Origin of the sequence: Amycolatopsis sp. CA-128772, from assembly GCF_002904295.1 — a bacterium.
Lineage (GTDB): Bacteria > Actinomycetota > Actinomycetes > Mycobacteriales > Pseudonocardiaceae > Amycolatopsis.
In genome coordinates this window covers 68,745-80,850 of sequence record NZ_PPHG01000089.1, presented here as the reverse complement: position 1 = coordinate 80,850, position 12,106 = coordinate 68,745, and the positions used below count along the sequence as shown (strand labels likewise).

Annotated in this window: 11 protein-coding genes; 6 read left to right on the top strand and 5 right to left on the bottom strand. The window is 72.4% G+C overall.

From position 1 onward, the window contains the following. Nucleotides 1–11: 11 nt before the first annotated feature. A complete protein-coding gene (locus C2L59_RS39490; protein WP_103354695.1) occupies nucleotides 12–866 on the bottom strand; it encodes an LLM class flavin-dependent oxidoreductase in 855 nt (284 codons plus the stop codon). A gap of 56 nt (nucleotides 867–922) precedes the next feature. On the opposite strand from C2L59_RS39490, the gene C2L59_RS39485 reads away from it, so the two are divergent. Both C2L59_RS39485 and C2L59_RS39480 read left to right on the top strand, forming a co-directional pair. Further along, entirely contained in the window at nucleotides 923–1,354 is a 432-nt protein-coding gene (locus C2L59_RS39485) for a MarR family winged helix-turn-helix transcriptional regulator (protein ID WP_103354694.1), read from the top strand. Between the two features lie 97 nt (nucleotides 1,355–1,451). Then, nucleotides 1,452–3,323 (top strand): ABC transporter ATP-binding protein, encoded by a 1,872-nt coding sequence (locus C2L59_RS39480; protein WP_103354693.1) that lies wholly within the window; start codon nucleotides 1,452–1,454, stop codon nucleotides 3,321–3,323. Nucleotides 3,324–3,448: 125 nt separating this feature from the next. Here the strand turns inward: C2L59_RS39480 and C2L59_RS39475 are convergent, their stop codons facing one another. Together C2L59_RS39475 and C2L59_RS39470 are read right to left on the bottom strand one after the other, a co-directional pair. Beyond that, nucleotides 3,449–4,609, bottom strand: a complete 1,161-nt coding sequence (locus C2L59_RS39475) for a serine hydrolase domain-containing protein (protein ID WP_103354692.1) — start codon at nucleotides 4,607–4,609, stop codon at nucleotides 3,449–3,451. 107 nt (nucleotides 4,610–4,716) lie between these two features. Beyond that, nucleotides 4,717–5,445: an SIS domain-containing protein gene (locus C2L59_RS39470; RefSeq protein WP_199199547.1), complete on the bottom strand. Its 729-nt coding sequence runs from the start codon at nucleotides 5,443–5,445 to the stop codon at nucleotides 4,717–4,719. A 132-nt stretch (nucleotides 5,446–5,577) separates the two neighbouring features. Between C2L59_RS39470 and C2L59_RS39465 the strand changes: the two genes are divergently transcribed. The 4 genes from C2L59_RS39465 (at nucleotide 5,578) to C2L59_RS39450 (ending at nucleotide 9,580) form a co-directional block, all read left to right on the top strand. Next, nucleotides 5,578–6,270, top strand: a complete 693-nt coding sequence (locus C2L59_RS39465) for an alpha/beta hydrolase (protein WP_103354690.1) — start codon at nucleotides 5,578–5,580, stop codon at nucleotides 6,268–6,270. A gap of 89 nt (nucleotides 6,271–6,359) precedes the next feature. Then, nucleotides 6,360–7,613: a cyclopropane-fatty-acyl-phospholipid synthase family protein gene (locus tag C2L59_RS39460; protein WP_103354689.1), complete on the top strand. Its 1,254-nt coding sequence runs from the start codon at nucleotides 6,360–6,362 to the stop codon at nucleotides 7,611–7,613. A gap of 165 nt (nucleotides 7,614–7,778) precedes the next feature. After that, nucleotides 7,779–8,987, top strand: a complete 1,209-nt coding sequence (locus tag C2L59_RS39455; RefSeq protein WP_103354688.1) for an LCP family protein — start codon at nucleotides 7,779–7,781, stop codon at nucleotides 8,985–8,987. Between the two features lie 38 nt (nucleotides 8,988–9,025). After that, on the top strand, nucleotides 9,026–9,580 hold the full coding sequence (locus tag C2L59_RS39450; protein WP_199199545.1) for a GNAT family N-acetyltransferase: 555 nt from the start codon (nucleotides 9,026–9,028) through the stop codon (nucleotides 9,578–9,580). Here C2L59_RS39450 and C2L59_RS39445 read toward each other — a convergent pair. Together C2L59_RS39445 and C2L59_RS39440 are read right to left on the bottom strand one after the other, a co-directional pair. Then, nucleotides 9,546–10,007, bottom strand: a complete 462-nt coding sequence (locus tag C2L59_RS39445) for a peroxiredoxin (protein WP_103354686.1) — start codon at nucleotides 10,005–10,007, stop codon at nucleotides 9,546–9,548. The two genes, C2L59_RS39450 and C2L59_RS39445, sit on opposite strands and share 35 nt — an antisense overlap. A 156-nt stretch (nucleotides 10,008–10,163) precedes the next feature. Then, nucleotides 10,164–11,981, bottom strand: a complete 1,818-nt coding sequence (locus C2L59_RS39440) for an EAL domain-containing protein (RefSeq protein ID WP_103354833.1) — start codon at nucleotides 11,979–11,981, stop codon at nucleotides 10,164–10,166. Nucleotides 11,982–12,106 lie beyond the last annotated feature (125 nt).

Genomic DNA, 12,106 nt, shown 5'->3' with positions numbered 1-12,106 from the left:
CTTCGCCCGGTTCAGCCGACGTCTCGCAGGCGGGGCAGCAGCTTGGCGGCAGCTTCGGAGGCGGTGACGACGTCGTCGTGACCCGTCGGCATCAGGACGAGCTCGGTGAAGCCGGCTTCGGCGTGGCTGCGCGCGAGGCGCAGCGCACTGTCCGGATCGGACGGCAGCCGGAACTGCACGGCCCGCCGGATCGTCGCCGGGTCGCGGCCGGCCGCCGCGCAGTGCGTGTCGAGGACGCGGGAAAGCCGTTGCAGCTCGGCAATTTCCGTTCCCGGCAAGGCCGCGTTGAGCCAGACGTCGGCGTGCTCGGCGACCACCCGCAGGCCGCGCTTTTCGCCGCTGCTGCCCAGCCATAGCGGCGGTTTCGGCCGTTGCACCGGCTTCGGGTCGCTGATCGCGCCGGTCAGCGTGTAGTGGCGGCCGTGGTGGGTGGTTTCCGGCCGGGTCCACAGCAGCTCGAGGATTTCGCAGGTTTCGGCCAGCCGTTCGACGCGTTCGACCGGCGACGGCGTCGGTGTGCCCATCATCGCGTCGGTCAGCGTGTCGCCGCCCGCGCCGAGGCCGACGTCGAGCCGGCCGCCGGAGAGGTGGTCGACGGTCGCGGCGATCTTGGCGAAGGTGCCCGGGTGCCGGTTGGTGTTGCCGGAGACCAGGCAGCCGATCCGCACCCGCCGGGTCGCTTCGGCCATCGCGGCCAGCAGGCTCCAGCCGTCGAAGACGTCGCCGGTGCGGCGGGGACCCATCGGGGCGAGGTGGTCGAACACCCAGCAGCCGTCGAACCCGGCGTCGTCGGCGATGGCCCAGATCTCGCGGAGGTCGGCGATGCCGATGTGCTGCTGCGGCGGCTTGAGGCCGACGGTAATCATGGGGGACTCCTGATCGTCAGTGATGCTGACGATCAGCGTAGGTGTAGAGTTCCCCCATGTCCAGCGCGCCTCCCGCCGTCACCCGCCGGCTCGGTTACCTGCTCAAGCACGCCCAGCTGCGGCTGGCGGAGCTGGCCGAGCCCTTGTATGCACCTCTCGGCGTCACCGGGCGGCAGCTCGCGCTGCTCGCGCTCTTCGGGGCGGGCCCGGCGCAGTCGCAGCAGGAGGGCGCGGCCCGGCTCGGCGTCGACCGGACGACGATGGTCGCGCTGGTCGACGAGCTGGAGGTCAAGGGCCTGGTCCGGCGCGAGGTCGCGCCGGGGGACCGGCGCAAGCGCCTGGTGACGCTGACGCCCGAAGGCGAGCGGGTCCGCGAGGCGGGCGAAGAGGTGACGCGGCAGGCGGAAGCGCTCCTGCTGGAACCGCTCTCGGCCGAGGACGCCGAACGGCTGCGCACCGCCCTGCACCGGGTGGTTCGCGTGGAGTGAACGGCCGGGGGAAGCAATCGGGCAATGGTGACGTTGTCCAGGTCATATCCGCCGAAAACCTCAGCTATGCTGGAGGTTTCCGAGACTGGGGGTTCCCGTGGACAACATGTGGGGGTTGTGGAGTTCGGCGATGCGCGCCGGCGACACACCCAAGGCGCTGAGCCGCGGCACGCTCAAGCGCGTCGCCCGCTTCGCCCGGCCGCACTGGCGGCGCCTGCTGGCCTTCCTCGTGCTGACCGTCGTCTCGGCCGTGCTGGCCGTGACGACCCCCGTGCTGGCGGGCAAGGTGGTCGACGCGATCGTCGGCGGCCGCGACCTGCCGCTGGTCATCTGGCTCGCCGTCGTCATCGCCGTGCTGGCGATCGCCGACGCCGGGTTCGGGCTGGTCGAGCGGTGGCAGTCCGCGCGCATCGGCGAGGGCATCATCTTCGACCTGCGGCGCGCGGTGTTCGAGCACGTGCAGCGCATGCCGATCGCGTTCTTCACGCGCACCCGCACCGGGGCGCTGGTCTCGCGGCTCAACAACGACGTCATCGGCGCGCAGCGGACGTTCACCGCGACGCTGTCCGGGCTGGTCACCAACGTCATCCAGCTGGCGCTGTCGCTGGCCGTGATGCTCACGCTGTCCTGGCAGGTCACCTTGATCGCGCTGGTGCTGCTGCCGATCTTCGTGATCCCGGCGCGGCGGCTCGGGCGGCGGATGGCCGGGCTGCAGCGGGAGGCCGCGGACCTCAACGCCGGGATGACCACGCAGATGACCGAGCGGTTCTCCGCGCCGGGCGCGACGCTGGTGAAGCTGTTCGGCCGGCCGGTGCAGGAGGCGGACGACTTCGCGCTGCGGGCCGGGCGCGTTCGCGACATCGGCGTGCGGACCGCGATGCTGACCCGCTGGTTCATGACCAGCCTGACCCTGGTGTCGGCGCTGGCCCAGGCGCTCGTCTACGGCCTCGGCGGGTATCTCGCGCTGACCGGCAAGCTCGCGCCGGGCACGGTCGTCGCACTGGCGCTGCTGCTGACCCGCCTCTACGCGCCGCTGACCGCGCTGGCCAACGTCCGCGTCGACGTGATGACGGCCCTCGTGTCGTTCGAGCGGGTCTTCGAGGTCCTCGACCTGGACCCGATGATCAAGGAGAAGCCGGCCGCGCGGGCGCTGCCGCCGTCGGAGGGCGTCTCGGTCGAGTTCGCGGACGTCCGCTTCGGCTACCCGGCCGCGGACCGGTACTCGCTGGCGTCGCTGGAGGACGTCGCCACGCTCGACCACCGCGGCGGCGAAGAGGTGCTGCACGGCATCTCCTTCCGCGCCGAGCCGGGGGAGATGGTCGCGCTGGTCGGGTCTTCGGGCGCGGGGAAGTCGACGATCGCGTCGCTGCTGCCGCGGCTGTACGACGTCGACGCCGGCGCGGTGCGGCTGTCCGATGTGGACGTCCGGGACCTGAGTTTCGCGTCGCTGCGGGAGACGGTCGGCGTCGTGACGCAGGACGGGCACCTGTTCCACGACACGATCCGCGCGAACCTGGCGTACGCGCGCCCGGAGGTCACCGACGACGAGATCTGGGCGGCCCTGGAGCGGGCCCGGCTCGGCGAGCTGGCGCGGTCCCTGCCGGACGGCCTCGACACGACGGTCGGCGAGCGCGGCTACCGCCTGTCCGGCGGCGAGCGCCAGCGGCTGACCATCGCGCGGCTGCTGCTGGCCCAGCCCAAGGTCGTCATCCTGGACGAGGCCACCGCGCACCTGGACTCCGAGTCGGAGGCCGCGGTCGCCGAGGCACTGACGCACGCGCTGGCCGGCCGCACGGCCCTGGTCATCGCCCACCGGCTGTCGACGGTCCGCGCGGCCGACCGCATCCTCGTCCTGGAGCACGGCGAGATCGTCGAGCGCGGCACCCACGACGAACTCCTGGCCGCCGGCGGCCGCTACGCAACCCTCCACGCAACCCAGTTCGCCGACGAAGAACCCGCCGTCGCGTGATCAGAGCCGGAACTGGCGTGATTCAAGCCGGATCTCGCGTGATTGGAGCCGGAACTCGTTAGTTACGGCTCCAATCACGCGAGTTACGGCCCCAATCACGTGGGTTCCGGCTCTGATCACGGGGATTACGTGTTGGGGAGGGACTCGTGGAGGGCTTGGACGAGGGCCATTTTGCGGGGGTCGTCGCGGATCAGGGGGCCCAGCTGGTTGAGGGTGTAGCCGAAGGCGATGCCGTTCTCCGGGTCGGCGGCGCCGGTGGAGCCGCCGAGGCCGTCGTGGCCGAAGGCCGCGGGGTTGGGGCCGAAGCCGCGGGCGTCGCTGCCGAGGTAGAAGCCCAGGCCCCACTCGTTCGGCAGGCCGAGCACCGCGTCGATCTCCTTGCCCTGGCTCTCGCGCGCCCGGGCCAGCCCCGCCGGGGACAGGAGCGTGCCGTCGGTCAGGCCGGCGTAGATCGTGGCGATCGCGCGGGCCGTGCCGTGGCCGTTCAACGCCGGCAGCACCGCACGCCGCCACGCCGGGTCGTTGGCGTCGTGGCCCTGGACGCGCGGGTTCATCAACGCGGCCTGCGCGACCGGGCCGGCCGCCGCGAACGCCGCGGCCAGCGCGTTCGCCACCTCCTCCGGCACGACCGGGTCCACCAGGGTCGCGCAGCGGTCCAGGTCGGTGTCCGGCGCGAGGCCGATCGAGAAGTCCGCGCCCAGCGGCCCGGCGACCTGCTCGGCGAAGAACTCGCGGATGCCCTGCCCGGCGATCCGCCGGACGACCTCGCCGACGAGCCAGCCGTACGCGAGCGCGTGGTAACCACCCGCGGACCCGGGCTCGGTCAGCGGTTCCTGCGCCGCGAACAACGACGTCATCAGGTCCCAGTCGTAGAGCTCCTCGACCCGCACCGGCCGGTCCAGACCGATCCCGGGCACGCCGGAGCGGTGCGAAAGCAGCCAGCGCACCGGGATCCCGTCCTTGCCCGCGGCGGCGAACTCCGGCCAGTACTTCGCGACCGGGGCGTCGACGTCGAGCTCGCCCGCGTCGGCGAGCCGGTGCGTGCAGAGCGCCGTCATGCCCTTGGTCGTCGACCAGACGTTGGCCAGGGTGTCCGGCTGCCACGGCCGCGCGCGGTCCGGACCGGACCAGCCGCCCCACAGGTCCGCCACGACTTCGCCGTGGCGGATGGCGGTGAACGCGGCCCCCAGCTCGCCGCGGGAGCGGAAGTTCTCCTCGAACGCCTCGCGCACCGGCTCGAAGCCGGGTGCGCACTCGCCGTGCACCGTCGCCGTGGCGCCGTCCATCGGACCTCCTCCGGGAGCGACCGGTCCACACCGACCAGTCGGTATGTCGACGTCAAAACCGCCGGGCACGCGCGTCAAGACGTGCCCGGCGGGTGCTTTCCGACGAACTACCGCAGGCGGGGGACGATTTCGCCGTACTTCGCCAGCAGCGCGGCGTTCGCCTCGTCGCCACCCTCCACATTGGAGCTCCGCCACAGCGGGACCTCGAGGCCCTCGGCCGTTCCGCGGTCGTACACCTGGGCCAGCACCAGGTTCCACAGGAACGCGTTGACCACAGTGGACAGCGGGGCGGTGCGCGGCGCGTCCGGCGGGTAGCTTGCGTCGCCGGGGACGACCAGCGAGTCCAGCACCACCGTGCCCTGCTCGACCAGCGTGCTCGACGACCGCCGCGGCGCCGCCGCCACGCACGCCCGCGACGTCACCGCGATCACCGCCGCGCCCCGCTCGCGCGCCTCGATGCACAGCTCGACCGGGTACGGGTTGACCCCGGAGGTCGAAAACACCACCAGCACGTCGTCCGGCCCCGGCGCGCGCTCGGCCAGCACCTCCGCGGCCAGACCGGTGCGCCGCTCGGTCCGCGTGCTCGACACCGCGCCGTGCAGCGGGAGCAGCTCCGGGTGGTACAGCGGGTAGACGCAGGCCAGGCCGCCGGCCCGGTAGAACGTCTCGGCGACCGCCGCCAGCGAGTGCCCGGCGCCGGCGGTATAGACCAGTGCGTCGGCGCGGATCACCCCCAGCACGAGGTCCGCCGCCGCGTGCACCGCCTCGGCGTTGGCCTGTTCGACGTCCGCCAGTTGCTTGGCGACACTGCCCGCGATGTCCGTGGCGCTCACCACACCCACCCTTCCGTCGGGGATCGGGCGCCGAATCTACCGCGAAGATGGTGGCAGGCGGTGGAATAGCCGGGTGACCGATCAAGGTTGACCCGAACGTCGGGATGCGGAAGTCCCGGACAGTGGGAGGTTTGGGTGAGCGAGGCGGAACCGGCGGTGTCGCGGTGGCCGGCGCGCGGGCGGACCGAAGCGGTCGTGCTCGTGCTGCACGGCGGTGCGGAACGCGGCACGGGCGCGGTGCCGCCCTGGAAGCTCGCCCACCTGCGGATGGTCCCGATGGCCCGCGCCCTGCACCGGGCCGGGCGGAAGAACGGCGTCGAGGTGCGGCTGCTGCGCAACCGCCGCTACGGCTGGAACGCCCCCGCGGAGGACCCGGTCGGCGACGCCCGCTGGGCCCTCGACCGCATCCGCGCCGAGCACCCCGGCCTGCCGGTCGTCCTGGTGGGTCACTCGATGGGGGCACGGGTGGCCCTGCGCGTGGCCGACGACCCGGCCGTGCGCGGGGTCTGCGCGCTGGCGCCGTGGACGCCGCGGGGGGAGCCGGTCGACGCCGTCGCCGGGCGGTCCGTCCTCATCGTGCACGGCACCCGTGACCGGATGACGAGCCCGGCGGAGTCGCACGCCTTCGCCGAACGCGCCGCGCTGGTCGCCGCCCGCGTCGCCCGGTTCGAAATCGCGAACGAGGGGCACGCGATGCTGCGCCGGGCCGGGGTGTGGACCCGGCTGACGGTGGCGTTCACCCGGGACCTGCTCGCCGGGAACGACGGCGGCGCGCTGCGTGAGGCGTGGGCCGCGACCGGGCCCGAGCGGCTGCGAATTTCGGTATGAAAACGCCCCGAACAGGGCATTCGGCGAAACGCGCCGCGGGGTGCGGCGAACTAGGATCGATCCGGCGCAGCCGGCCGGAGGGAGAACCCGTGACCATTTTGAGCGCTGACCGGGCGTCGGCCCAGGACGTCCCGGACGAGTCCCGCTGGCCGGGGCTCGCCACCCCACCCCACTCCGCGCTGCGCGCGCGGATCGCCGCCGCGCTGTTCCGCCGCGCGGTCCGCCCGCTCGACGTGCGGGTCACGTTCCCGGACGGCACCGTGCTCGGCGCCGGCGGCCCGGAAGCACCCGAAATGCGGGTCCTGCGGCCCGAAGCGTTCTTCCACCGCCTCGGCGTCGACGCCAAGATCGGCTTCGGCGAGTCCTACATGGCCGGCGACTGGACCGCGTCCGAGCTGGCCGAGGTGCTGACGCCGTTCGCCGAGCGGATGGCCACCCTCGTCCCGCCGGCGCTGCAGAAGTTCCGGCGGATCGCCGAGCGCACCCAGCCGCCGTCCGAGGAGAACACCCTCGAAGGCGCGCGGGCCAACATCCACCGGCACTACGACCTGTCGAACGACCTCTTCGGCGCCTTCCTCGACGAGTCGATGATGTACTCCTCGGCGTTGTTCGGCCCCGCCGACGACCTGACGGCGGCCCAGCACCGCAAGATCGACAGCGTCCTCGACTACGCCGGCGTCCGCGCGGGCAGCGAGGTCCTCGAAATCGGTACCGGATGGGGTGAACTCGCCATCCGCGCCGCCGCCCGCGGCGCCCACGTGACGTCGTTGACCATCTCGGAGGAGCAGCGCGCGCTGGCCACCGAGCGGATCGCGGCCGCCGGGTTCTCCGGCCGCGTCGACGTGAAGCTGTGCGACTACCGGGAGTCGAGCGGCCGGTACGACGCCGTGGTCAGCGTCGAGATGATCGAGGCCGTCGGCGCGTCCTACTGGCCGGCGTTCTACGCGACGATCGGCGAACGGCTGCGCCCCGGCGGGCGGTTCGGCCTGCAGGCCATCACCATGGACCACGACCGGATGCTGGCCGCGTCGCGCGCCTACACCTGGGTGCACAAGTACATCTTCCCGGGCGGCATCATCCCGTCGGTGCGCTCGATCGAGGAGGGCGTCAAGGCGAACACCCGGCTCAAGCTGGCCGGGATGCGCGAGTTCGGCCAGGACTATGCGCGCACGCTACGGTGGTGGCGCGAACGGTTCCTGCACCGCTGGACCGACATCGCCGGGTTCGGGTTCGACGACGTCTTCCGCCGGATGTGGGAGTTCTACCTGGCCTATTCCGAGGCCGGGTTCCGGTCCGGGTACCTCAAGGTCCACCAGTTCGGCTACGAGGCGACCGGCCGGTAACCCTGTCCTGCGGGGGTCGAACCCCCGCACCCCCGCCCAGGGGCTCCGCCCCTGGGAACCCCGGGAAGCGGCTGGTCGGCAACCCGACCCCGGTGCCGCACGTCTTCCTGGAGAAGGCGTGCGGTGTACTGACGGCGACAGATTTGTCCGGATCGGGATTGGGTGATGGTGATGACGTACCGTGGCGACGACGGCGGGCGCCGGATGCCGCCGCCCCGGCCGCCCGCCGGCCGCTCCCGGGACCACCAGCGCGCGCAGATGATGCCGCTGCCCGGACGGGGCCGCAGCCCGTACGACGAGCGCACCCGCCCGATGGGCACCCGCGAACCGGAGTACGCCCCGCCCCCGCCGCCGCGGCAGGCCCCGCCCCGCCGCCCGGTGGACGACGGCTACCCGCCGTCCCGGCCGCCGCGCCGCCGCCGGTGGAGCATCGGCAAGGTCCTCGGTGCCCTGGTGCTGGTCTTCGTCGTGTTCCTCGCCGGCATCTGGGTCTACCTCGAGTTCTCGATCAAGCGCGTCGACGCGCTCGCCGACTACTCCGGCCGCCCGGTCGCGGCGTCCGGCACCAACTGGCTGATCGTCGGCTCGGACAGCCGCGAAGGCCTGACCGCGGAGGACGAAGAGCGGCTCGCCACCGGCGACGTCGCCGCGGCGGGCGGCGGGCAGCGCACCGACACGATCATGGTCGCGCACCTGCCGGACAACTCCACCAAGCCGACGCTGCTCTCGCTGCCGCGCGACTCGCAGGTGTCGATCCCCGGGCACGGCAAGAACAAGATCAACGCGGCGTTCTCGCTCGGCGGCCCGAAGCTGCTCGCGCAGACCGTCGAAGGCGCGACCGGGCTGCACATCGACCACTACGCGGAAATCGGCTTCGGCGGGTTCGCCAAGATCGTCGACGCGATCGGCGGGGTCGACATGTGCATCGACAAGGACATGAACGACACCATGACCGGGATCGACATCAAGGCCGGCTGCCAGTCGCTGGACGGCCGCTCGGCGCTGGGCTTCGTCCGGATGCGCCACAGCGCGGCGACCCCGCGTTCGGACCTCGACCGCGTCGCCAACCAGCGCAAGTTCATCGGCGCGCTGGTCAGCCAGATCGCCAGCCCCGGCACGCTGCTGAACCCGTTCGACTTCTTCCCGCTGCTGTCCTCGGCGCCGGACGCGCTGACCATGGATTCGGGCGACCACGTGCACAACCTGGCCGGCCTGGCGATCGCGATGCGCGGGATCTCCTCGGGCGGCGTGGTGACCACGACGGTGCCGGTGACCAGCGGGTCGGCGGAGAACTGGGACAAGGCCAAGTCGAAGCAGCTGTTCGACGCGCTGAAGAACGACAGCGAAGTGCCGGACAGCGTCATCGTGAATTAGTTCGCGCGCAAGGTCCCGGCCGGGGCACCATGAGGTGCATGGAAATCCCGGCCGAGACCCACCGCGACGGTGACCTGACGCTGACCCGCTGGCGGCCCGCCGACCGGGCCGCCCTGACCGCGGCGGTCGGGGGGTCGCTGGACCACCTGCGCCCGTTCCTGATCTGGGTCGCGGGCGGCTACACCGACGCCGAAGCGGCGGAGTTCCTCGCGCTGACCGCAAAGCGCTGGGAGAGCGGCGAATCCTGCGAATACGCGGTCCGGGCCGGCCCGGACCTGGCCGGCGGCATCGGCGTGATGACCCGCGACGGCGGCGTCGAGATCGGCTACTGGCTCGCGCGGGGGTTCGTCGGCCGTGGCCTGATCACCCGGGCGGTCCGGCTGCTGACGGCGGAAGCGTTCCGCCTCGGCGCGGGGTACGTCGAGATCAAGCACGACGAGCGGAACGTCCGAAGTGGAGCGGTGCCGGCCCGCTTCGGGTTCACGAAGGTGCGCACGGAACCGGCGGAGAAGCCGCTGGCGCCGTCGTGCACGGGCACCAACCAGGTGTGGCGGCTGGTCAGGACACCTTGTTCCGTTCCCGCAGCACCTTGAGCGCCTGGTCGGCGTGGACGGTGAAGTTGAGCTCGCTCTTGATCCGGGCGAGGATCTTCCGGTCCTCGCCGATCACGAAGGTGGCGCGCTTGGCGTGCAGCGGCAGGAGTTTCCGCCAGACGCCGAACTGCTTCGCGACCTCACCCTCCACATCGGACAGCAGCGGGTAGTCGAAGCCGTGGGTGTCGGAGAACTGGCGCTGCTTGGTGACACCGTCCGGGCTGATGCCGACCCGGTGCGCCCCGACCGCGGCGAACTCGGCGGCGAGGTCGCGGAAGTGGCAGCTCTCGGCGGTGCAGCCACTGGTCATCGCGGCCGGGTAGAAGAACAGGACCACTGGTCCGGTGGTCAGGAAGTCGCTGAGCTTGCGCTCGGCGCCCTGGTCGTCGGGCAGGGTGAAGTCGGGGGCGAGGTCTCCGGCGTCCATGGACGTCCCTTCTCGTCGGCGGCAGGACCATTCTGTCCGGAGTTCGGAGCCGCCGTGGCACCGGCTTGGTCTTTCCCGCTGTCGGCCCGCCGCCGGCCCCCCAATGTGGCGTTGGGTGCGTCAGACGCACCCAACGCCACATTGGGGGGTTCGGGCTCAGGTTCGCGGGTGGCGGTTGATCAGCTCGTCGACCTCGTCGCCCGTGGCCGAGTCCGCCACGAACGGGCCGCGGGCCGCGAGGACCCCCAGCTGGCGCAACCGGGCCGCCTGGTCGTGCGTGCGGACCCCCTCCGCGCCGACTCGCAGGTTCAGCTCGCGGGCTCGGGTGATCAGCTGGGTCAGGTGGCGCAGGTCGGGCTCGGCCGGGTCGTCCGTGTCGAGTGCGTCGACCACCGGGCCGGACAGGATCACGTGGCGGACCGGAAGGCGGTGCTGGGGGATCAGCTCCAGGTCCGCCGAACCCGAAATCGTCAGCACCAGCTGCGCGCCCAGGTCCGCCAGGACCGCCAGGGAGTCCAGGACCTCGCCGCGGGGGTCGAGCATCGAGTCGCGGTCCGTGCACAGGCGCAGGGCGCGGGCCGGGAGCTCGTGCTTGTCCAGCTGCTCCTTCACCAGCAGGACCAGGTCCGGGTCGATCGCCAGGCGGGCCGGCAGGCGGACGCAGACGTCCGGGGCCGCGTCGCCCAGGCGGGTCCGCCAGCGGGCCGTGGCCGCCAGGGACTCGGCCAGGAGCCAGCGGCCCAGCGGCACCGTCATGCCCGTCGTCTGGGCCAGCGGGTAGAACTCGTCCGAGCCGAGCTCGCCCTTGTCCGGGTGGTTCCACCGCAGGCCCGCGTTGACCACCGCCAGCTCGTCCGGGCGGGCGAGCTTCACCGTCGGCTGGTAGACCAGCGAGAACTCGCCGTTCTCCAACGCGCCCGCGATCACCGCGCCCAGCTGGTAGCGGCCGCGGTCGCGGGCGTCGAGCTCCGGGTCGAACAGCATCCACTGCGCCTTGCCGGCCTCCTTGGCCCGGTGCAAGGCGATCTCCGCCGCCCGCAGCAGTTCCGCCGCGCCGCCCTCGACGGCCGCGCGGACCACGATGCCCGCGCTCGCGCTGACGCCGATGCCGTGCCCGCCCAGGTAGATCGGCTCGTTGAGGTCTTCCAGAGCACGCTCGACGAGGTTGACGACCTCCGTCGCCGCGAGCTCGCCGCGCAGCAGCGCCGCGAAGCCGTCGCCGGACAGCCGCGCCACGAACCCGTCGTGGTGGCCGGTGAACACCGCCGACAGCTTGTTCGCGACCCCGCGCAGCACCTGGTCGCCGACGCCGGCGCCGAGCCCGTCGTTGATCACCTTGAAGCCGTCGACGTCGAGGTACACCAGCGCGATGTCGTCGCGGGCGCCGGCGCCGAGCGCGGCCTCCAGCTTGGTCGTGAACGACGACGCGTTGGGCAGCCCGGTCAGCGGGTCGTGCACGTTCTGGTGCAGCAGGCGCTCCTGCAGCAGGTGCAGCTCGTTCGCGTCCGACACCATCAGCACCGGGTAGACCGAGCCCGGCCGGTCGCCGGGCAGCCGGGCGAGCGTGACGTCGGTCCAGAGCTGCCCGTCCTCGGAGTGGTCGAGCAGCATCCGCTCCTGGTAGCGCTCACGCCCCGAGGCCACCTGCGCCAGCCCCGCTTCGAGCCGCGAGACGTCGTGGTCGGTCGAGCCCAGCTCGGCGAGGTGCTTGCCGCGCAAGCGATCCGGGGAACAGCCGAGCAGCTGGCCGAGGGCGAGGTTCGCCTCCACGATGGCGCCGTCGGGGTCGGCGAGCGCGATCCCCATCGGCGACGCGGCGTACAGCGCGGTGAACCGCAGCAGCGCGCCGTCGTGGCGCGAGCCGGCCTGGTCGACCGCGTCGTTCGCGACCTCCAGCAGCAGCGATTCCAGCTCCTCCGGGGGAAGTGTTACTCCTTTGGTGTCGGCCAACGTCGCCGCCCACCGGCGCGCCACGTCCAGCAGCACTGGCGCGGCACCGGGCTCAGGCACACTCCACCTCTTCACGCACAGGTATGGCCAGGTCGGACACGGTGTCGGGGATCATGCAGCCACACCAGGCAGCTCTCGCCCACGATCGA

Bases quoted from the DNA above. Each gene is read 5' to 3' on its own strand.
- C2L59_RS39475 (WP_103354692.1), bottom strand. From the start codon at position 4,609: ATGGACGGCGCCACGGCGACGGTGCACGGCGAGTGCGCACCCGGCTTC.
- C2L59_RS39445 (WP_103354686.1), bottom strand. From the start codon at position 10,007: ATGGACGCCGGAGACCTCGCCCCCGACTTCACCCTGCCCGACGACCAG.
- C2L59_RS39485 (WP_103354694.1), top strand. From the start codon at position 923: ATGTCCAGCGCGCCTCCCGCCGTCACCCGCCGGCTCGGTTACCTGCTC.
- C2L59_RS39455 (WP_103354688.1), top strand. From the start codon at position 7,779: ATGGTGATGACGTACCGTGGCGACGACGGCGGGCGCCGGATGCCGCCG.
- C2L59_RS39490 (WP_103354695.1), bottom strand. From the start codon at position 866: ATGATTACCGTCGGCCTCAAGCCGCCGCAGCAGCACATCGGCATCGCC.
- C2L59_RS39450 (WP_199199545.1), top strand. From the start codon at position 9,026: ATGGAAATCCCGGCCGAGACCCACCGCGACGGTGACCTGACGCTGACC.